The sequence below is a fragment of the Sodalinema sp. genome (assembly GCF_046483825.1).
GTDB lineage: Bacteria > Cyanobacteriota > Cyanobacteriia > Cyanobacteriales > Geitlerinemataceae > Sodalinema.
In genome coordinates, this window is the sequence record NZ_JAWOCL010000122.1 from 1 (window position 1) to 20,573 (window position 20,573).

19 protein-coding genes, 1 other RNA gene and 1 pseudogene are annotated in these 20,573 nt (G+C 53.4%); 11 read left to right on the forward strand and 10 right to left on the reverse strand.

What is annotated here, in order from left to right:
- From R6U67_RS07790 to purU, 7 genes and pseudogenes are all read left to right on the forward strand, one after another.
- Nucleotides 1-285 (forward strand): annotated as a pseudogene (locus tag R6U67_RS07790) (hypothetical protein); the annotation flags it as partial.
- An 83-nt stretch (nucleotides 286-368) separates the two neighbouring features.
- A complete protein-coding gene (gene rnhA, locus R6U67_RS07795; protein WP_410252035.1) occupies nucleotides 369-842 on the forward strand; it encodes a ribonuclease HI in 474 nt (157 codons plus the stop codon).
- 84 nt (nucleotides 843-926) lie between these two features.
- The gene (folP, locus tag R6U67_RS07800; protein ID WP_410252036.1) at nucleotides 927-1,709 is read left to right on the forward strand and encodes a dihydropteroate synthase; all 783 of its coding nucleotides are present in this window, start codon (nucleotides 927-929) and stop codon (nucleotides 1,707-1,709) included.
- A 94-nt stretch (nucleotides 1,710-1,803) separates the two neighbouring features.
- Entirely contained in the window at nucleotides 1,804-2,499 is a 696-nt protein-coding gene (locus R6U67_RS07805; RefSeq protein WP_410252019.1) for a hypothetical protein, read from the forward strand.
- Nucleotides 2,500-2,587: 88 nt separating this feature from the next.
- Entirely contained in the window at nucleotides 2,588-4,486 is a 1,899-nt protein-coding gene (locus tag R6U67_RS07810) for an AAA family ATPase (protein ID WP_410252020.1), read from the forward strand.
- Nucleotides 4,487-4,686: 200 nt separating this feature from the next.
- Complete coding sequence (locus R6U67_RS07815) at nucleotides 4,687-5,292, forward strand: vWA domain-containing protein (RefSeq protein ID WP_410252021.1); 606 nt, start codon at nucleotides 4,687-4,689, stop codon at nucleotides 5,290-5,292.
- A gap of 7 nt (nucleotides 5,293-5,299) precedes the next feature.
- Nucleotides 5,300-6,154, forward strand: coding sequence for a formyltetrahydrofolate deformylase (gene purU, locus R6U67_RS07820; protein WP_410252022.1), 855 nt, complete (start codon nucleotides 5,300-5,302; stop codon nucleotides 6,152-6,154).
- Between the two features lie 57 nt (nucleotides 6,155-6,211).
- Here the strand turns inward: purU and R6U67_RS07825 are convergent, their stop codons facing one another.
- From R6U67_RS07825 to era, 4 genes are all read right to left on the reverse strand, one after another.
- A complete protein-coding gene (locus tag R6U67_RS07825) occupies nucleotides 6,212-6,505 on the reverse strand; it encodes a hypothetical protein (RefSeq protein WP_410252023.1) in 294 nt (97 codons plus the stop codon).
- Nucleotides 6,506-6,569: 64 nt separating this feature from the next.
- Complete coding sequence (locus R6U67_RS07830; RefSeq protein ID WP_410252024.1) at nucleotides 6,570-7,169, reverse strand: DUF3177 family protein; 600 nt, start codon at nucleotides 7,167-7,169, stop codon at nucleotides 6,570-6,572.
- A 93-nt stretch (nucleotides 7,170-7,262) separates the two neighbouring features.
- Nucleotides 7,263-7,964: a DUF2993 domain-containing protein gene (locus R6U67_RS07835; RefSeq protein WP_410252025.1), complete on the reverse strand. Its 702-nt coding sequence runs from the start codon at nucleotides 7,962-7,964 to the stop codon at nucleotides 7,263-7,265.
- A gap of 206 nt (nucleotides 7,965-8,170) precedes the next feature.
- Nucleotides 8,171-9,136, reverse strand: coding sequence for a GTPase Era (era, locus tag R6U67_RS07840; RefSeq protein ID WP_410252026.1), 966 nt, complete (start codon nucleotides 9,134-9,136; stop codon nucleotides 8,171-8,173).
- 274 nt (nucleotides 9,137-9,410) lie between these two features.
- Here era and R6U67_RS07845 point away from each other — a divergent pair, with 274 nt between their 5' ends.
- Nucleotides 9,411-10,190, forward strand: a complete 780-nt coding sequence (locus R6U67_RS07845) for a DUF4114 domain-containing protein (protein WP_410252027.1) — start codon at nucleotides 9,411-9,413, stop codon at nucleotides 10,188-10,190.
- Between the two features lie 18 nt (nucleotides 10,191-10,208).
- Here R6U67_RS07845 and R6U67_RS07850 read toward each other — a convergent pair whose 3' ends face one another.
- Both R6U67_RS07850 and R6U67_RS07855 read right to left on the reverse strand, forming a co-directional pair.
- The gene (locus R6U67_RS07850; protein ID WP_410252028.1) at nucleotides 10,209-11,057 is read right to left on the reverse strand and encodes a cyclic nucleotide-binding domain-containing protein; all 849 of its coding nucleotides are present in this window, start codon (nucleotides 11,055-11,057) and stop codon (nucleotides 10,209-10,211) included.
- 47 nt (nucleotides 11,058-11,104) lie between these two features.
- A complete protein-coding gene (locus tag R6U67_RS07855; RefSeq protein WP_410252029.1) occupies nucleotides 11,105-12,850 on the reverse strand; it encodes a DUF3352 domain-containing protein in 1,746 nt (581 codons plus the stop codon).
- Nucleotides 12,851-13,027: 177 nt separating this feature from the next.
- On the opposite strand from R6U67_RS07855, the gene R6U67_RS07860 reads away from it, so the two are divergent.
- Nucleotides 13,028-13,714, forward strand: a complete 687-nt coding sequence (locus R6U67_RS07860) for a lecithin retinol acyltransferase family protein (RefSeq protein ID WP_410252030.1) — start codon at nucleotides 13,028-13,030, stop codon at nucleotides 13,712-13,714.
- Nucleotides 13,715-13,884: 170 nt separating this feature from the next.
- Here R6U67_RS07860 and R6U67_RS07865 read toward each other — a convergent pair whose 3' ends face one another.
- Nucleotides 13,885-14,691 (reverse strand): nuclear transport factor 2 family protein, encoded by an 807-nt coding sequence (locus tag R6U67_RS07865; RefSeq protein WP_410252031.1) that lies wholly within the window; start codon nucleotides 14,689-14,691, stop codon nucleotides 13,885-13,887.
- A gap of 87 nt (nucleotides 14,692-14,778) precedes the next feature.
- Nucleotides 14,779-15,170: a transfer-messenger RNA gene (gene ssrA / locus R6U67_RS07870) on the reverse strand.
- Between the two features lie 309 nt (nucleotides 15,171-15,479).
- Between ssrA and ldpA the strand changes: the two genes are divergently transcribed.
- On the forward strand, nucleotides 15,480-16,613 hold the full coding sequence (gene ldpA, locus R6U67_RS07875) for a circadian clock protein LdpA (RefSeq protein WP_410252032.1): 1,134 nt from the start codon (nucleotides 15,480-15,482) through the stop codon (nucleotides 16,611-16,613).
- Between the two features lie 131 nt (nucleotides 16,614-16,744).
- Nucleotides 16,745-18,448, forward strand: coding sequence for a R3H domain-containing nucleic acid-binding protein (locus R6U67_RS07880; protein ID WP_410252037.1), 1,704 nt, complete (start codon nucleotides 16,745-16,747; stop codon nucleotides 18,446-18,448).
- Nucleotides 18,449-18,494: 46 nt separating this feature from the next.
- Here the strand turns inward: R6U67_RS07880 and R6U67_RS07885 are convergent, their stop codons facing one another.
- Nucleotides 18,495-19,340 (reverse strand): Uma2 family endonuclease, encoded by an 846-nt coding sequence (locus R6U67_RS07885; RefSeq protein WP_410252033.1) that lies wholly within the window; start codon nucleotides 19,338-19,340, stop codon nucleotides 18,495-18,497.
- Between the two features lie 49 nt (nucleotides 19,341-19,389).
- A complete protein-coding gene (locus R6U67_RS07890) occupies nucleotides 19,390-20,253 on the reverse strand; it encodes an EamA family transporter (protein ID WP_410252034.1) in 864 nt (287 codons plus the stop codon).
- Nucleotides 20,254-20,573 lie beyond the last annotated feature (320 nt).

A 20,573-nucleotide genomic window follows, 5' to 3' on the forward strand; every position in this document is an offset into this window, starting at 1 on the left:
CCGGAAATTGTGGACGGGGAGTCGGGGATTTTGGTGGAGTCTCTCGACGAGTTGGTACAACAGACCTATGATCTCTGTTGCCAACGAGAGAGTCAACCCGAAGCCTGGGCGGGGCGACAAGAGGCGGCCCGCCAGCGGGGCGCCTGTTTTGATGGTGAACGGTTTAAAGAGGGGGTGTTGCGCCTTTTTGAGACCATTGAGGCTGAATATGGCCAGGTGAGGTTGCCGAATCCGGCGGATGTGGCGAAGCGGCCGACCTTATTGCGGGAATTGCCGGAATTGTAGGATTGTAGGGCGGTTCCCTTGTGAACCGTCAAAGTCAGGGATTAGGATGGGGTTTTTCTGGAACTGGAGTGGCTAAGATGACGATGAAGTCAGTGACGATTTATACAGATGGGGCTTGTAGTGGTAATCCTGGCCCCGGCGGCTATGGAACGGTTCTGATGTATCGGGATTTCCGGAAGGAACTCTCGGGAGGCTTCCGACGCACGACCAATAATCGCATGGAGATGATGGCGGCCATTGTGGGCTTAAAATTGCTGAAACAGGCCTGTCAGGTGACGTTATATTCCGATTCTAAGTATATTGTGGATGCGATGCGTCAGGGATGGGCCAAACGGTGGAAGGCCAAGGGGTGGTGGCGTAATAAGAAGGAACGGGCTAAAAATCCCGATCTTTGGGAGGAATTATTGCAGTTGTGTGAGTTCCATCAGGTAGAGTTTGTTTGGGTGAAAGGCCATGCGGGAAATAAAGAGAATGAATGTTGCGATCGCCTGGCGGTGGCCGCATCAAAAGAAGCCGATTTACCCATCGATGAAGGCTTTGAACGAGGGGAAGCGTAGGCTTGAGGGAGACGGGTGAGATATCTTAATCCGACATTAACCATTCGCGATCGCCAATTCCGTTGGGGCGATCGCACCTATATCATGGGAGTGCTGAATGTCACCCCCGATAGTTTCAGTGACGGCGGAGAGTTCATCTCCCGGAAAAACGCCCTCAACCAAGCCCAACATCTGGAGATCTCCGGGGCGGATATCCTCGATATTGGCGGCCAATCCACCCGGCCTGGGGCCGAGGAGGTGTCTCCCGAAGAGGAAATCAAACGGGTGGTTCCGGTGATTGAGGCCCTGCGATCGCGCTCAAACTGCCCCATTTCCGTCGATACCTATCGCGCCGCCGTCGCAGCGGCGGCCTTGGACGCCGGGGCGGATATCATCAATGATGTCAGTGGCGGAACCGCCGATCCCGAAATGTTACCCCTGATTGGGGAACGTGACGTTCCCGCCATCCTGATGCATATGCGAGGAACCCCCAAAACCATGCAATCGCTGACCCAGTATGAGGATGTGGTGGCCGAGGTCGCCGAGAAACTGCAACAACATATCCATGCGGCGATCGCCTGTGGCGTCTCGACTCAACAGTTAATTCTCGATCCAGGGATTGGCTTCGCCAAAACTCAGGACCAAAATTTACAACTGTTACGGGAATTGCCCCAATTCCACAAATTAGGCTATCCCCTCCTACTCGGCGTCTCCCGCAAAAGTTTTATTGGCCGCATTCTCGATCGCCCCGAAGCCAAGGATCGCGTCTGGGGAACAGCAGCGGCCTGTACCGCCGCCATCGCCGCTGGGGCGGATCTTCTCAGAGTTCACGATCTCCGGGCCATGTCTGATGTGGCCCGAGTGGCCGACGTTCTCTTTCGGGGTTAATCTCGTGCATCGAGGGCAACAATCCCCGAAAAAAGATGCCGCCGGAACCAGAATGTGGCAAAATTTGTAACAACCGTCCACCACCAACCATCTGATGACCCGCAATGGCAACTCCGTTGATTTCTCTGCGATCGCCTATTGGCGCTATGTTGTAGGGATTCTGGTGGCGTTATTTGCCATTCCGGCCCTCTTACAAGGGGCGATGGCGTTCTGTCGCGCGTTCTTTGCAACCCTAACGACGATGCTACTAGCGGTGAACGTGGTGGCATTTGGGGCGATCGCCGCCGGGGTGGGAGTGTTTTTCTGGCAACGGGAACGGCAACTCGCCTCCAAAGACGACTCTCATGCCACCCTTGAGGCGAACTCTCGGGAGGCTTCTCGGCTGCAACAGCATCCCCAGCCACCGGTTCGGGCCAATCTCGACCATCAACAGCATCCTAACCTGCCAGCATCGCCCAACCCGACAACCGGCGATCGCCAACCGGGCCAACAACCAACACCCGTAAGCGTCAATCAGGACGTTCAAGATGTCAAGGCTGTCAAGGCTGTCAAGGCTAAAGTTGAACAACCCCAGACCAACACGATGTCGGCCTCAGCCGCCGCTGAACCTCGCCAATCCCTAATTCAAGCGCAACTGGCCCGCCGCTTGCAGGTGAGTTCGAGTACCATTGGGAAGCGCAAACATAAGCCGGATTTTAGTCAGTGGGCGCAAACTAAAGATCCAGAAGGTCTGTTGTGGCAGTACTGTAGTGACAGCAAGGAATTTTACGCCTCACATCGCCCAACCTAGGCCGGCGACGGGATTGGGGATCGCTTCCCCAAGTCTCAACATCCGTCCTGATGTACGTTCTAGTTGTTAACCCGTTTTGACCGAAGCTTTGGATCGATCCACCCTATCTGCCCTCAACCGCGCGATCGAGCGTCATAACCCCTTTATTGGGTTGGCCACGCTGGAAGAAGCCGATCTCTGGCGCGGTAACCTCCCCGACTGTCCATCGCCTCACCGCAGCGCCATGGCGTTGGTACAATCGGCCTTGGCGGACATTGAACGCGGTAAGCGTATTTGTTCCCTCGTCATCCTCGGGGAGATGGGAACCGGTAAAACCCATTTTCTGGCCCAAGTTTGGCAAAAACTCCAGCTTAGTGGGGAAGCGGCGTTTATCTATATCGACCTTCAGCAGTTTCAAGATAGCACGACAGTCCGTCAGGTGTTGCTGAGCGCGATCGCCCAAAGCCTAACTCGTAAAGGGGCGTCGGGCTTCATGCAATGGCAGGAACTCGCCAGCGCCCTGGCGACTCACGCCCTGGAAAGTCTCGATACACAAGTCAAGGAGTTAACCCCAGAACTCGCCGTACGGCGGCTACGGGGACAACCTCAAGACCGCAATCGCCATTGGGTCGATCGCGTCGCGGAAGGCTTCTTTAAGCAGCGCCCGGATATTGGCGATCCCGATGTGGTACGGGCCATTTTATGGACCTTAGCCCCCGCCCAGGCCCCCTTCGCCCGTAAATGGCTGGCGGGGCGATCGCTGGCCCCCTGGAAACTCGAAGAACTCGGCCTTCCCCAACGTCAGGGGGAAAGTCGCGAAAGTCGCGCGGCGGAATTGCTAGAGGAAATTTTGCAGGTGTTGGGGGATTGGAAACCCCTAGTGGTGGCGTTTGATCGCCTCGATGGGGAAGAATTGGACGAAACCGACGAAGACGCCCTCGAAGATGAATGGGATATGCGAGTTCCGGTGGGGGCCATGGTGCGCCTCTCCCAGAGTTTGCGGGCCTTGCGTTGCACTCATGGAACGGTGTTGTTGAGTGTCATGGACCCGGAAACCTGGGATCGCATTGTCCAGCCGATGTTAGGGCGCATGACCCGTCATTTGAGCGATCGCGCCGATCCCATTGAACTCCCCGAAACCGATGAAACCGTGGTGCGATCGGTGATTCGGGCTTGGTTACGCAAGTTCTATCACGATCGCAAGTTAGTTCCGCCCTCACCGCTATATCCCTTTGATGACTCGCAATTGAAGGCCTTGGCCCGGGAAGGGTCTGATCTTCATGATGCCATCGAATGGTGTGCCGAGAACTTCCGCCCCGTGGAAAATGACCCCCTCGAACGGGTGACGCAAGCCTTTGAACGCAGTCTGGCCCAAGTGCAAGATTTGGGCGAAATGACAGAAGCGGCGGTCATTGAAGCCCTCGGCTTGGGGTTTGAGAGTTTGCTGGGAACCACCGTAGAAGGGGTTGAGATTCGCGGCGTGGAACAGCGCGTCTCGGGGAAATCTCAGCGGCGTAAAACCATTGATTTGAAGATTATCGGGAGTGAACGGGGCCAGGATGTCCGAATTGGGGTGATGGTGGTGTTCGATGAACGGGGACAACGGGTGGGAAATCGCCTACGCACTCTCTGCGATTTTGAGGACTTTGGCCTGACGCGAGGCGTTTTAGTCCGTCCCTTTCAGGCCGAGATTCCCTCAAGTTGGAAGGCCCGAGAGTGGATTAGCTGCTTAGAAGCGACTGGCGGCGCTTGGCTGGATTTGTCCTTGGAGGCGATCGCCCCTCTCCTAGCCTTGGCTGAGATTATCGCCCAGCGACAGGAATGGGGACTCTCGAAATCTCGGATCTTAAGTTTCGCCAATGGGAAGGGGTTAGCGACGGGAAATCCCCTCATTCGGCACCTATTACGTCCCTCGACACCCGAGGCGATCGCCCCCAACCCGAAACAGGATGGACCCCCGGATTCTCGTTATTCCTCACACCAGCAGTCGAGCGATATTGAACGCTAGAAGGACTTGGCCGGTTCAGCCCGAAAAATTAGTCCCGACTCGGGCCGCATCTTCGCCGGGACGATGCTAAAATACGGCTGCAACATCCCATCGTGCTTGTTAATTGTTGATTGTTAAGGGTTGACGGTTAAGGGTTGACGGTTGATTGTTGACGGTTGATTGTTCCTAATTTACGGCGGTAAACGCTTCAGCTCAAGCCCATGTTAGAAAATCGTGACTATACGTTAATTGTTGACCGCAGCGGGAGTATGTCCGAACAAGACCAACCCGGTGGAAAAAGCCGCTGGGAGGTGGTTAAAAACTCGGCGATCGCCCTAGCAGAAAAATGCGATGAATATGATCCCGATGGGATTACCGTTTATCTATTTTCCAGCCGTTTCCGTCGCTATGACAACGTGAATGCCGACAAAGTTCGGAAAATTTTTGACGAGAATACCCCCGTGGGTAAAACTGCATTAGCGGCTGTTTTACAGGATGCCCTGAATAATTACTTTGAGCGCAAAGCCGCCGGAACCAGTCAGCCAAACGGCGAAATTATGCTCGTGATTACCGATGGGGAACCCGATAATCGCAAAGATGTGATTACACTCCTCATTGAAGCATCCAAAAAAATTGATCGCGATGAAGAACTCGGGATTTCCTTTATTCAAGTCGGCCAAGATCCCAAAGTTCGGGAATTTCTCAAAGCCCTCGACGATCAACTCCTAGACGCTGGGGCCGCTTTCGATATTGTTGATACGATCCCCTTGGATGATATGGAAGGAAAATCCCTTTCCGATGTTCTTCTCAACGCTATTTTAGACTAACGTTCTGATGACCGGAGCAACTGCTACACTACTACTATCTTGCCCTGATCAACAGGGACTTGTTGCCAAAATTGCCAACTTCATCTATTCCAATGGTGGCAACATTATTCATGCCGATCACCATACGGATTTTAATGCTGGCTTGTTTTTAAGTCGCATTGAATGGCAATTAGACGGGTTTAATCTTCCCCGAGATATTATCGATCGCGCCTTTGCTGCGGTAGGAAAACCCCTCAACGCCACCTGGGAACTGCATTTCTCCGATGAACGCCAACGGCTGGCCATTTGGGTGACGAAACAAGACCACTGTTTACTCGATCTCCTCTGGCGACAAAACGCCAAAGAACTCCCAGCGGAGATTCCTTTAATGATTAGTAATCATCCGAACTTGGGGGCGATCGCCGAGCAATTCAACATCGACTTTTACCACATTCCGGTCACAAAAGCAAGTAAACCGGAGGCAGAAGCCCAACAATTAGAACTGTTGCGTCAGTATGATATTGACTTAGTGGTGTTAGCCAAGTATATGCAGGTGGTGAGTCCAGAATTTATTGCCCAATTCCCAAAAATCATCAATATCCACCATTCCTTTTTACCCGCTTTTCCCGGCGCCCGCCCCTATCACCGCGCCTACGAACGAGGCGTTAAAATCATCGGCGCGACGGCCCATTATGTCACCCAGGATCTCGACGAAGGCCCCATTATCGAGCAAGATGTCGCCCGAGTCAGTCACCGAGACTTGACAGAGGACTTGATTCGTAAAGGGAAAGACTTAGAACGCATGGTGTTGGCCCGGGCCGTGCGATCGCATCTCCAGCAGCGGGTTCTGGCCTACAACAACCGCACCGTCGTTTTTTCGTGAGTTTTTTCCTAAGTCTTGGTCTAGATCTTGTCCTAGATCTTGTCCTGAACACCCCACTTAAACCCCAACTTGTTCAAGGAGGGGTTGCATCGTCTCCCAGGTGAGGCCATGCTGAATATAGCGAGGCTGCTCTGGGAGATAGGGACTCATTAAGCGGTCAATCTGCTGAATTTGGGCGTTATCGGGCAACACCGGCACATCCGGATCCGCCGCCGTTGGCCGCATCAGGGAACTGGAAAACCCCTTAAACACGAGAATTTCGTCCGTTTCATCGTCCCATTGGGCTAACACCCGCAAGACTTCATCGGGACATTTGAGCGTGTATTGTTCCAAACGAGCGATCGCAGTCATGATCCAGTATCAATGGCGTCAACCTTTCAATTATGCGTGATGATTATGCGTGATGGCCGGTCGATTATCCCATCGCGGAACGTCCTTGTTTGCCCAGACGAACAAAGGCAAAATAAAGCAAACAGAGAACATAGGCGACTAAGCCAACAATGCCAAGAAATCCTAAAATATCCGGTGACGCATTGGCGTGGAACATCGCTTGATAGCCCCAGGGCGCTTCCAACCAGACACGACAAGTCGTCGTCGAGAGAACCTCCTCCCGAGAGAGTGTCGCACAGGAGAACGCCGGGAGTTGAAAGAGAACCCCAATTAAACAGTAAACCGTCATCGCCCAACGCCAGGAGGTGAGGACCCATTTCAGGGGTTTACGGGGTGCGTCATCGATTTCATCATTCAAATCCGCCCAAAACCAGAGCGCAATGGGGATGAGGATGCGGGCCAGCCCCCCCGTCAAGAAACTAATGGGAAGCGAGGCGATGGCTAAATAAACCGTAATGGCCAGCAAACTCGCCACTCGCCAATAGATGGTTAACAACCGTTGAATCGCCTCAAATTTCTGGACAAATGCCCAAATGAGGAGAATCAGAGGCAAAATTACCGTAAACACAACCGCGAGACGGTAATCAAGCCAGACGAGAGATTGTAGGGTGGAGTCGTTGAACATGGTTTGAAGAAGGCAAAAGGCAAGAGGCAAAAGGCAAGAGGGGTAAGAAGGAAACACCGGAACCGGGAAACCCCCCTCAAATATGGCTGACAATTAACCGTCGACTGTTAATTGTAAAGAGCCAGACAGATCGAGAAGGCCTTGGGTACAGGTTAAGGCCTCGATGGATACCGTAGCATCTAAGGGAATCTCGCGGCGGGGGAAGGTTTGGGGATTCGCCTCGCCATTTTGCCGCAGTTGGGGGCTATCCAGGTCAATCTGGGTTCCTTTGTCGTTGGCGATCGCCTTGAGACCAACATTGAGATGGTAGCCTGGGGGGGGAGAGGTGAGCAGATGGAGGCGATCGCCCTGGAGTTGAATCTCTGCCCCCGTTAGGTCAGCGTCAGCCGGTAAAATCCCTGCAAACACCTCAAAGATGGCGTTTTGGAGTAGAGGCGAAGCCAGAGAAGCGGTGAGATCGTCTTCCTGAAGTTGGACCGCCAGTTGCACAGGAACCGGTTGCAACAGACGTAGGGGTTTTCCCTGGAGGATTTGCCGTAAATTCAGACGGACGGCCCCCGCTTCGAGCCTGACTTGTCCGAGGTGCAATCCTTGATACACGACCCCTTGAGCTTTGACCTGAATCTGGGGGATTTCACCTCGCAGCAGTTGGCGATTTTTCCCGGAAAACTCAATCGTTAGGGTTTCGGCTCGTTCGACTTGCGATCGCAGCCAAAACTGAACCGCAGCCGAGAGAATCGAGCTAAGAGACCCTTTTGATGTCGCAGAGTCGGACAGAGGAGCTGAGACGGTCATAACCAGTTAGAAACAGGGGGCTAGAAATTCTAAAATTAGAGGATCTTCTGGGTTCACGGTAATCAGGAAAATTGATGGCAGATTATATTCCTTGCTGTAGGGGCGAAAAATCCCCTCCTGGGAGGGGCTAGGGGTGGGTTCCCCTACCATTTTGTATCCAATGCTCCACCGTATATCCTGAAAACCCAAACTAGACCCATTGGCGATCAATCTTCAAGGTGATAGCCCAATTCTGTCAAGCGGGTACGAGACTGTCGCCATTTAGGTTGAACTTTAACAAACAGTTCCAGATAAATCTGACCACTGACGAGCTTTTGAATCTGTTCCCGAGCCGCTGAACCAATTTCTTTCAGCATCGACCCTCGTTTGCCAATTAAGATCCCTTTTTGGGAATCTCGCTCGACGTTAATCGTGGCAAACACCCGCGTTAACTTAGGAGTTTCCTCGACTTTCTCGATGGCGATCGCCACAGAATGAGGCACTTCTTCACGGGTTTTGAGCAAGATTTGCTCTCGAATCAACTCACCCATAATAAAGCGTTCCGGGCGGTCGGTGACGAGATCCGGGGGATAGTAATAGGGTCCCGGTTCGAGATGACTGACTAGCGTATTGAGGAGTTCTGGGGTTCCGGTTCCCTTGAGGGCGGAAAATTTGACGAGTTCCCAGGGGCGATCGCCGGCCAGTTCCCGATAGGAGGCATCAATCGCCTCAGCTTGATCATAGGACTGACAATCGACTTTGTTAATACCAATCAACACCGGAACCCGCACCTCATGCAGTAATTCCGCAATATAGCGATCGCCACCCCCCGCCACGCCAGAACCATCCACCAGAAACAACACCATATCCCCTGAGGAAATCGCTCGCTTCGCGTTCTGCACTAACACCGTCCCCAGTTGATGATGGGGTTTATGGATACCGGGGGTGTCGATAAAGATTAGTTGGGCCTCATCCGTGGTGAGAATCCCCTGTAAGCGGTTGCGGGTGGTTTGGGCCACCGGAGAGGTAATCGCGACTTTTTGCCCCACCAAGGTATTCATCAGCGTCGATTTGCCCACATTGGGGCGACCGATAATACTGACGAACCCCGACTTAAAGCCAGCGGGAGAAGCGGGGATGAGGGAAAATTCAGCGGGATTCATGAGGAAACGAAGAAGGGTCGAAGGATCCATCTTATCGCTTTTTTCCAGTTCACTCGTCATCAGATTGCCACAAAACTCAGTAAAAACACGGATTCGTGGTCTCAATAATTTAACCCAAAGACTGGCGCACCTTTACCTAAATCACATAAAACTCGGTCTTAACTTAAACCTTTCATAAAGATGCTCGCTAGGAACGAAAAGTCCAAAACAAGCAGAGTTATGGTGGTAACCAAGAGCGGAATAAATATAGTTACTGTGTCATCTACTCTATTTTAATCATACCCACTTCACCTAGGAAACCACCATGAACACCTCAATTCTTGCCGGATTCACCGCGATCGCAACCACGTTAACCCTAGCTGGGTCTGCCTCAGCGTTTTCAATCCAGAATGCCGATGATGATTTCAAAAACCTGACTGAACTCGGTGTCTTTGACGATTATATCCATACAGAAAGTAAAAATCTGGCTCCCAACATCGTTGCCAATCACAAACTCGATCTGAGTCAGTTGACCCTAAATTACGACCATGAAGTGAAGGTTCACTTCCTCAGTGAAGGTGCTTGGTTCCGCAACCAACTCGGTGTTAGTAGTACCGGAAGCACCGAACTCGCGGAAACCGTTCTCTTCGATGATATCGTCTGCGTCACCGACAGTTGTTCGACCTATACTCGCTATCGTAACTCTGGAGGAGATCCAACCGATTTACCCTTATCTGCCGGAGATTTTGTCAGCCTCAATACAGTCCAAGCCGGTACCACTCTCGACTTTTTCCTCAACTCTGATGGCTATGGTCGCAGCAATCCCAGACAGTTACATCTCGATGCTAGCCGGAATCCTGGAGGACATCAACAGGTCATGGCCTATCAGCAATCGGGTTATCTCGTGTTAGCCTTTGAAGATGTTGTGATTGATTGGGGCGGAAGTGACGAAGACTTTAATGATGTCGTCTTTGCGATTGATATCGGTGAAGACAACCTGAACCATATCATTAAAGAACAAGTCCCCGAACCGACCCTTCTCTTCGGTTTATTGGGAGTCAGTGGCGCCTTTTCTCTCTTAGGTCGTAAACGCGAAAACGCCTAAACTCGGGGGCTGACGGTACTATTGAACCTTATTAAGGCCAGACCCGTCAGGTGAGACCCATCCATCATCCAACTGGGGAGATCGAATCGCAAGCGATGAGGTCTCCCCGTTTTGCTGACTCGAACCTAAGCCAGTAGCGGCGTAGGCGATCGCGCCGATCAGACCCAGGATCACCATCCCCGTCACCGTTCCCGCTAGAAACGGCAACCAACGAGACGGCGATCGCGTCGGTTGTACCGCCGTCAACGGCAATTGTTTACGTAGAATCTGCTGTTGCTTATCGAGGCGATCGCAGGTCTGTTGAATCTCGATCCAGGGAGAACTCGCGTCCCCCTCAGCGGACCCCTCCTCCCCAGATGAAGCCGTCTTAGATACGCCGAGATCTGACAACTCAGCGATCGCCCTGTGATACTCACTCAGCAACCGATCCGTAGCCGCCAAACCCCGCTCAAAGTGCTGTTGGGCCATGGCCACCAAAGTTAACGCCAGCTTACTCCCCACACGACTGCTGCTGAGCAACCGCTGCCAATGTTGGCGATGAATCATCAACAAAGTACTGGGACTCGTTGCCCGTAAACTGCTGCTATAAGGGCGTTCCAAGATAAATTCTAGGGCATTGATCGTTTCTCGGGATTTGACGGCTCCCAGCAGCAGTAATTGCCCGCTATCGGCTTCCTGGAGCCGTTCCGCCCCTCCCTCCAAGAGTAGCCATAAATAATCACTGGGACTTCCTTCAACAAAAATCAACTGTCCCGTCTCGGCATCAGAGAAACTCGCCGCCTCAAGCAGATGCTGCCGTTCACTATCCGATAAATTCTCAGTCAGGGGAGTGCGTTTGAGGAGGCTTAAGAGGCGATCGGAGTCCATGGACAATTCACAATGAGCAATTAGGGGAAACTGGCAAAAGATACGGGTTAGGGAGTGAGTTTGACCAGAACTTGGGCGCGGTGAACTCCATTCTCACTGCCTTCGGTGGTCAGCAGGAGCGATCGCACATGATCAAACAGCGGATTCCCCGTCAGTTCCAACACCCGCAAAAATGGCAATTGCTGCCGCAAAGGTCCCTGACTCTGTTGCCAATTGAGATAGAAATAGCCATCATTCTCATGGGGCAGTAACGGTAACTCCTTACGAAACTGACCGTTAGCCAACAGAGAGTTGCGGCGGGGAGAGGTATAGGCCCAATCAATGGCCTCAATAGAACTGGCCAAGAGACGATAGTCATTCAACTGTCCCCGTACCCCCAAAACATCCGCCTCTAAGCGTAATCGTAAATTGCCCTCCGTGGTTTTTCCTTCCCGAGTCATCAAACGAGTCCAGGCCAAAATCCGATGTTGATCCTTGAGAGTAAACGGTCCAACACTGTAGCCATTGGCCGCCGCCGCCGCATCAAGTCGTTCAATCGCCGCTTGGGACTGGGATTGATTGTTAGGGGGATCCTCGGCCACGAAAATCCAATCTAAGCCATCCTGGTCCACATTGGGCAACAGGGCCAGGGCATAATCCCCAGTCACCCAACTAAAAATCTCCTCTTCTAAGGAAATTCCCCAGCGGCTTTCTAATTCAGCCAGAGGTTGAGTCAACAACCGCGAGAGGAGATCTCCCCCCGATACCGCTTGAGCGAGGCGACGCCACCGACTGGCTAGATCCTGTCCCGCCAAGACCACTGCACTATCATCGGGGATATAGTTCAACGCCGCCACCGGATGATCTAAATCGGGGGGGACGCTACTATCATCGTTATTGCTGGTCCAGACCGTATCCGCCAAGAGTCCCTGACGGCTAAGACCTAAACCAATGGCGAGGGTATCGGGGAGTTTAGAGTCAGGTTTAACGGAATCTCCGCCTAGCCAGCCACTGAGTTGAGGGACATCGGCCAGGACGAGGCCGATGCGTTGTTGGTCCAAACGGGCGATCGCCTTCTGATAGGTCGGCGATCCTTGCAAGTTGAGATCCGCCACCTGAGCGTCATTGATGGCTTTACGGAGGACTTGCGGGGCGTTGGCGAATAAGACGAAGCGATCGCCCACCACCGCACTCGACCATTCTCCAGCACTTTCTTTGGCAAAGGGGTTAAAGTCTTTCAGTTGCAAGCCATCCCCCGTCGGCGGCCGCGTTTTACGGCTGTAGATGAGGTTGACCCCTTTATATTGCTCAAAGCGCAACTCTCGCCCCGAAACAGCCTTATTTTGCCAAAACAGATCCAAAAACTCCCGACTGCGTTCCCCATCGCGGACCGCCAAGGCCAGGAGATATCCCGGCTGTGTGCCATTTTTGGGGTTGCGATCGAGGTCAGGAGTTGTCACCGCTAAGGTGATTTCCTCGCCCAGCCAGGGTTCAATATCCCGCTCATAGTCTAAATTCGTATCCGTCAGCAAACTCGCTTTCAACCGCTCAAACTCAGCCTTGGCCTGGCCTCGTTGACGTAACGGCGTGCGCAGTTGTCGTAAATCTTGTAATTTCTGGGGATTGGTGAACAGCGACATCACCAGAGGCGCATCTTTCGGGAGAAACAACGCCGCCGCCGGTTCACTCATCGGCGCACCTCGCAGCAGCGTCAGAGAACTCTGGAAGCCAAACCAATACACCGTCCAGAGAACAGTGAGGAGAATCACCCCCAGAAGGGTGAGCGAGAGGGGAGACGAGGTACGTGACGTCATGACGGTTCCTGAAACTTGACCCGATCGCCATTATTCCACTTCTTTCAGCAATTGCGAAATGATCCATAATGGGGAGTGTTCGAGGGTGGCCCCATCTCAAGGCATGGCACAGATTCGCCTTGGTGTTGTCGGTTTTGCTCGATCGCTCCACTTCACCCCTCACCCTAGATTTTCGTTATGGCACGTGGCGACCAGATTTATGTGATTCGTCCTTTCTTCAATCTGGAGGGTTTGTATGAACACCACGGGATTGATTGCGGCGATGGAACAGTGATTCACTATTCCAAGCGAGAAGACGAGGCCACAGTCAAACGCACATCCATAGGGGCATTTACCGGGGGGAAACGGGTCTATACCCGCCAGTATCCCGCCCATTATATTGCTGAAACCACCCTACAACGGGCCGAGAGTCGCCTAGGAGAGCGCGAGTATAATCTACTGTTCAACAACTGTGAACATTTTGCCACCTGGTGCAAGACCGGAATCAGTGACAGCAAGCAAATTCGCAAGTTTGCCCCCTTGTTGGCCACCCTCAACCCGGATCAGTTATCGGGTAAAATCAACCAGTCCTTCCAAGATGGTCATCAGCAGGATGCCGCTGGGATGCTAGATCAGGCCTTAGGAGAGATCAAGGTCGCCTGGGATGACCTACAACCTCGCTACAATCAGGCTGTCCGTGAGATGGAGTCTTGGGATAAGGTGGCTCACACGGCCCTGAGGCGCGATCGCGAGGATCTAGCCCGGGCCGCCCTTGGGCGCAAACGCAAGTTCCGCCTCAAAGCCCAAGATCTCAAGCAACACCTCGATCGCCTGGCCCAAATGACAGAAAAACTCGTCGAACAACGCCAGACCATCGATAGTTAAATCGATAATTAACCGGGGTCAGGTTCCACCAGCGAGAGGTGCATTCCGGCAAGTTTGAATTGAACACTCAAAGCTGACCAGGATGGCAAGCCGAAACACCCCCTACCTCTTGCCTCTTGCCTCTTGCCTCTTGCCTCTTGCCTCTTGCCTCTTGCCTCTTGCCTTCCCCCCTAATTCACCCGCATTCGCCGGCTAACAATCGTAATACCTCCCTGGCGAACAATTGCCCCGGATACCCAATAGTCTCCAGCACCATCTTCAGCTTGGCCAACCTTAAATAACCCGCCAGCATTGAGGGGTTCAAGTTCCAAGGCATTGGGATTAAGATGGGTGTTACGAGAAATCAATTCCTGCATCGCCGCACCTAGGATTAAATCGTCTCCGAGGGGTTCTTCTACGATTAAATCAAAGTGATAGCGGCTATCTAGTGAAGCTTCGAGAGGAAGGTTCACGCGGACATTGGGGGGATTGTCGCCTGAGAGAATGCGGATTTCTTCTTCGAGAATCTCCTGGGAGACAATTTGCCCGTTTTCATAAGTTTGGCGCGATCGCACGGTTCCGTGAAGTTCAGTATTAGGCAAATCCCTGGCCTGTAACCCGAGAATGGTGGTTTCGGTTTCAACTTGGTAGCCGTTAGCCGTCTCCTCCCAGGAGAGAATCTCGGTATCGTAGCTTAGATTGGGGAACCGTTCCCAGAGTTGTTCGAGGGAGGCGCGGAAATCGTCGCGGTTGAGGCCATCTGAATGATCAAAGTCATTGCTGTAGAAGTCCATTAAGCCCTCGATATCTCCCTCGGTTGAGGTACTATCAATGCTGTCTAGGAGATTTTCCAGTTCACTCGGAGCGCTGTCTGCACTGTTGGCCCAACTCGGTAGAGCGACTAAGGTTGAGGTGAGGCCCGAGGCGATCGCCCCGAGAATCAGCGAGGAGAGAAGACGAGGAACGCGCCGTTGCAGGTTGGGAGTCTTGGAGGTCATAATCGACAACTACACAGAGAAATCACCTCTAGTCTAACGAAAACAAACGACCTGCTACAGAGACTGTAACAGGTCGTTTGCGTTTTAAAGTGGAGCCTACGGGAATCGAACCCGTGTCCGCCTTGGGTATTGACCTCACGATCATTCACAGGCTTAGCCCCGTTAACCCTTGGGGCGGGGACCGTCCCTTATCCCGGACGGTAGGATGCTCTGGTATTGTCTTAACTCAGTTCACTGACCAGAGACAGTGAATGAGTGCATCCGTTGGGGTTTACCTATAGCCCTTAACGGAGTCGGACTATAAGTGCTCGAACCTATTGGAGGTTTTTTCTAGGCAACAGTAGCTGCTTTGCGAGCGAAAGGAACGATGTTGTTCGCATTTACTTTTTGTTTTGAGCCTTTGATTTACGAGAGGAGACTCACTCTCGGCCTGCATCACGCTTCGGGTTTCCCCAACACGTCGAAACCATGAAGGCCCCTCGTGAGTGACGTGAATGCTATCGTTTCCTTTCTGGATCTCTTATTATAGGGGAAACTTTCAGAAGTGACAACCGCATCTGGGGAATTGCCTGTTGCCTGTTGCCGATTCCCTATTCCCTTCTTCCCCCCTGTTCCCTTCTTCCCCAAATGAGAGTCAGGTTGTTGTTTGGTCGTATTGGCTCTATGATGCCACAAACGACTGAGACATCTGGCTGAGAGTCTCAGTTGGAAGCTGTTGAGAGGACTTGGGGCAGGCAAAACCATGACCGACCCTCCCCATTTTTTCGCGAACCCATTAGCATATAGGTGTGACTAACCTGAGACACCCGTTACATTCCTTAAAACAAGGCACCTGGTTTAAGTTAATCTGCGGTGCCAGTTTTCAAGATCTGCCCGCCGTGCATAACCTGAGTTTGGCGTATACCTTGGCCGGAGTTGATTGTATCGATGTTGCAGCCGATGCAGCGGTCGTCGAGGCGGCTCGTGGGGGCATTACGGCGGCTCAGGCCTATGTGGAGTCAGCGCGATCGCGGGGGCTATCTCCCAATCCCAAGCCCTGGCTCATGGTCAGTCTAAACGACGCCGATGATCCTCATTTTCGCAAAGCGCACTTTAACCCCAATCACTGTCCACCGGACTGTCCCCGTCCCTGTGAAGCCGTCTGTCCAGCGGCGGCGATCGCCTTCACGGAAGAGCATCAGGGCGTGATTCAGGACCGCTGTTATGGCTGTGGCCGTTGTTTACCCATCTGTCCCCAAGGACTCATTTGGGCCAAAGCCTACCGCACCAGTCCCGAAACTCTGGCCCCCTTTATCCTGTCTATGGCCGTTGACGCCATTGAAATCCATACCCAACCCGGTCATCGCCAAGATTTCGAGGCCCTGTGGCGGGCGATCGCCCCTTGGCGAACCCACATAAAACAACTGGCCATTAGTTGTTTACACAGTCGCGACAGTCTCGACTATCTGCGATCGCTCTACGAGATTATCGGTGATGCCTTTCCCGAACCCATCTGGCAAACCGACGGGCGATCGATGAGCGGTGACATCGGCAAAGGAACCAGCAAAGCCACCATCCAATTTGGACAACAGGTTCTCAAGGCCAACCTTCCCGGATATGTCCAACTCGCCGGAGGAACCAACCAGCACACAGTCCCCAAACTGCAATCCCTAGGTTTGTTTAACAACCGATTAAATTACGAACAATCTTCGTCTAACAGCCCTTTAACCCGGCCAAAACCCGCTAAATATATAGCAGGGATTGCCTACGGCAGTTATGCCCGGGCTATTTTGTCCCCTATTTTGACCGCATTAAACAGCATCGAGCGGGGTTCTGCCATGTACCTAGACCAGCATCCTCAACTTCTCTGGGCCGCCGTCGAGCGGGCGCGATCGCTCGTGGCCTTGCACCATCAGCCCTCAGCAGCCCTAAAAGCCCACTAACCCCACTTTCCGGGTTGACACTGTTGCTATTTCCAGCATTCATGGTGAGTTCAAATCCCAACCCATCATCTTCTATCCCTTATGGGCGATCTCCGTCTCCTGAAGCCGCCCCTTCAGAACCAGAACGCGATATGCAGCGCAGCACCGACGATCTCACTCGACTCCTCAGCATTCTCCCCGAACCCATCCAAACCCACATCGAACACCATCCCCAGCGGGACGTTCTCATCGAAATTGTCATGGACTTAGGGCGACGTCCCGAAGCCCGGTTCCCCGGCCAAGCCGAATATCTCAGCGACGATCCCATCACCCAACAAGACTTACAAGATTGCGTCGATCGCGTGGGCCATTTCGGCGGCGACAACCGCGCCGGAATCGAGCAAACCCTCCACCGCATCAGCGCCATCCGCAACCGCAGCGGCGACATCATTGGCCTCACCTGTCGAGTCGGGCGGGCCGTCTTCGGCACCATTGGCCTGATTCGCGATTTAGTCGAACGAGGTCAATCCATCCTCATGTTAGGTCGGCCCGGCGTCGGTAAAACCACCGCCCTGCGGGAAATTGCCCGAGTTCTCGCCGACGACTTACAAAAGCGTGTCGTCATTATCGACACCTCCAACGAAATTGCCGGCGATGGCGATATCCCCCACCCCGCCATCGGCCGGGCGCGACGAATGCAGGTAGCCCGCCCCGAACTGCAACATCAGGTGATGATTGAAGCCGTCGAGAACCATATGCCCGAAGTGGTAGTGATTGACGAAATTGGCACCGAACTCGAAGCCCTGGCCGCCCGCACCATTGCCGAACGGGGGGTGCAACTGGTGGGAACCGCCCACGGAAACCGCATCGAGAACCTCATCAAAAACCCCACCCTGGCGGACTTAATTGGTGGGATTGGTTCCGTCACCCTCGGAGACGACGAAGCGCGACGGCGGGGAACCCAAAAAACCGTCCTCGAACGCAAAGCCCCGCCCACCTTCGAGATTGCCGTGGAGATGTTAGAACGGTATCGCTGGGTGGTGCATGAAAGTGTCTCGGATACCGTGGATATCCTCTTGCGGGGACGACAACCGAACCCTCAAGTACGGACCATGAATGAGAGTGGTAAGGTACTGATTTCTCATGAGTTACCCGATGCCCCCATTGCCCCAAAACCGCCAAAAAATGCCGGAGTGCGGGGCTGGCGAGCCTCCGGGCAAATGAAACCCCTACCGCGCACGAACGGAGTGGCGACGAGTTCCCCTCAGAAACATTTTGAGCAGTTACTCGATGCCTCTCTCTCGAATAGTCCTGAGTTTGACCGCTTTGGCAATGAGATGATTGATGAGGAGGAGCGATTTTATCTCTATCCTTATGCCATTAGTCGGGGTCAGTTGGAAGAAGTGATTGGGGTGTTGGAGTTACCGGTGGTGATTACCAAGGATTTGGATGAAGCCAATGCAGTTTTGGCGTTGCGATCGCACTTCCGCAATCATTCCAAACTCCGCCATGTCGCCAAAGCCCGACAAATTCCCATCCATCTGATTAAATCCAGTACCATCCCTCAGATTACCCGAGCCTTGCGACGGTTATTGCAAATGGATGATCCGGGAGTTCCCGATGTGGCGGATTTACGGCTGTTTAGTCACAATGCCAGTGATGATGAGATTGAGGCCTTAGAAGAAGCCCGTCTAGCCGTCGAACAGATTGTGCTTCCGAAAGGGCAACCAGTGGAGTTGTTACCGCGATCGCCCAAAGTCCGAAAAATCCAGCATGAACTGGTGGAACACTATCGCCTCAAATCCGATAGTTTCGGCGATGAACCCAATCGTCGCCTGCGGATTTACCCCGCCTAATCCCTCCCCCAAACCGCGATGGGAGGCTTGAGGGAGCCAAATCGGGCTAGTCCCCTAACCCATCGCGAACCCGTTGCACCAGCGCCTCAGAAACGCCCAACGCCGCTGCAATTTGTGACACATCGAGACCCATCGCCAAAAAGTTGCGAATGGCTTCTTCCTGAGCCTGCTGAGCCGCGCTCTGGGCTTGATTGAGGGCAGCTTCTGCGGCTTCGGCTCGTTGCCGTTCCCGTTCCGCTTCTTCTGCGGGAGTGGGGATACAAGTCCAATCCGCGTCATACCAACGCAGCCAGCGTCCGTTTACGCCGCGATAGGGGCCAGTCCAGACTCCTAACCCTAACCCCAGTTCCTCGAACCAGAAACGGCGTTCGGGCAAGTCTTGTTCTTGATAGCGGCCGCCGGTGAGGACAAATAGCCGAAACTCATTTTGGATGCGATCGAACACCGCATAGAAGGGAACTTGCAGAATTTGCTCATAGACTTGCCATTTACTGGGGGGTTTATCGGCCAGGCGCATACTGCTGCGTCCTAAATCTTCCGCCTCAGTCCCCGGTGAGAGGAGTTCTACCACGAGAAAGGGAGAGATTCCCTCTTGCCAGATGACATAACTCCAGCGTAACTGGTCTTGTTGGTCAACATGAGTCGCCCCAAGAACCAGGAACCAATCGGGCCGTTTATGCCAGAGGGTATGGTGAGGGTCATAGTAGACATTGAGGTCTTGAGCGGTCAAACAGTCCTCTGGCGGGTAGTTTGACGGTTTACAGGTAATGCTCAAGAGCGTCGGTTGCAACTCATGAAATTGATCCGGCAAACCAAGTTCCTCCGGGAATTCGCTGGGGAGGTCATACATGGTCGGTAAGGGAGTTTGCCAGCGGCGAGAGGCATCAACCATGATGGGAACCCATGACTAAAAACGATGATTTGATTCTAGCAAAGGGGGATTAGGATACAGCAATCACGGTGACACCGAGAACCATGATGGTGGTTCCAAGAAGTCGTTGTTTGAGGCCCGTTTCTTGGAAGATAAATCGCCCCCAGAGGACATTAAATAAGGCGCTGGTGCGTTTAATGGCGATGACGTAGGCGACGAGGGTGAGGGAGAGGGCCGTCATCTGACAGGCGACGGCGATCGCATTGAAGCCGCCAATAGCCAACAGAGGTAGGGGTTTGGCTTGAATTTGCTGTCTCCAACCTTGGCATTTGAGCAACATTAGGGGAAATAGCCAGAGAGCATTGGCCGCATAGACGGTGGTGACCCAGAATAGGGGTGAGGAGTTTTGCACGCCAATTTTGTCGAAGTTGGAGGTGAGACTCCAGAGGAAGGCTACGAGTAACATAAAGCGAGCGCCTCGTTCATTGATGAGGGCGCGCAGGGGTTGGAGATAGCCGCTTTTACGTTGAGCGAAGTTGAGAAGATAGGCGCCGCTGACGATGAGGAAAATCCCCACTAATCCTGTCGTATTGGGAAATTCACCGACAAGGATGGGGGAGGTGAGGAGAAGAAATAGGGGGGTGAAGGTGGTGAGGGGAGCGACTTTGGAGAGGTCTGAGAGGCGGATGGCCTTGATAAAGTAGAGGTAGGCGATCGCATTCAGGAAACTGCCGGCTAGCAAGGCATTCCAGAAGGGGGGGTTAATGGTAGGAGTCCCTAAGAATAGGGCGAGGGGGAGTAGGAGAAGGGCGGTAAAGGCGTTGAGGGACCAGGTAATCACGTAGTCATTGTGAAGGGTGGATGAGGTTTTGTTGGCGACATCTCGCAGGGATTCAAAGAAGGCGGTCACCAGGGAGAGAATGAGCCAGAGCATTGCATGGGAAACTAGAACGAGCCTCCAGGATAGCCCATGGTCTCCCTCCTCCCTCCTCCCTCGTGACTTGGCTCTGCCAAGTCATGCTCTTGGGGAGGCTCTGCCTCCCGACTCACAGGCGGCAGAGCCGCCCAGAGTCCGTGTCACGGCAGAGCCATGACACGAGGAGACACGAGACCCTCGTGACTTGGCTCTGCCAAGTCATGCTCTTGGGGAGGCTCTGCCTCCCGACTCACAGGCGGCAGAGCCGCCCAGAGTCCGTGTCACGGCAGAGCCATGACACGAGGGGAGAGGAGACAGGGGAGAGGAGAGGACGCCTC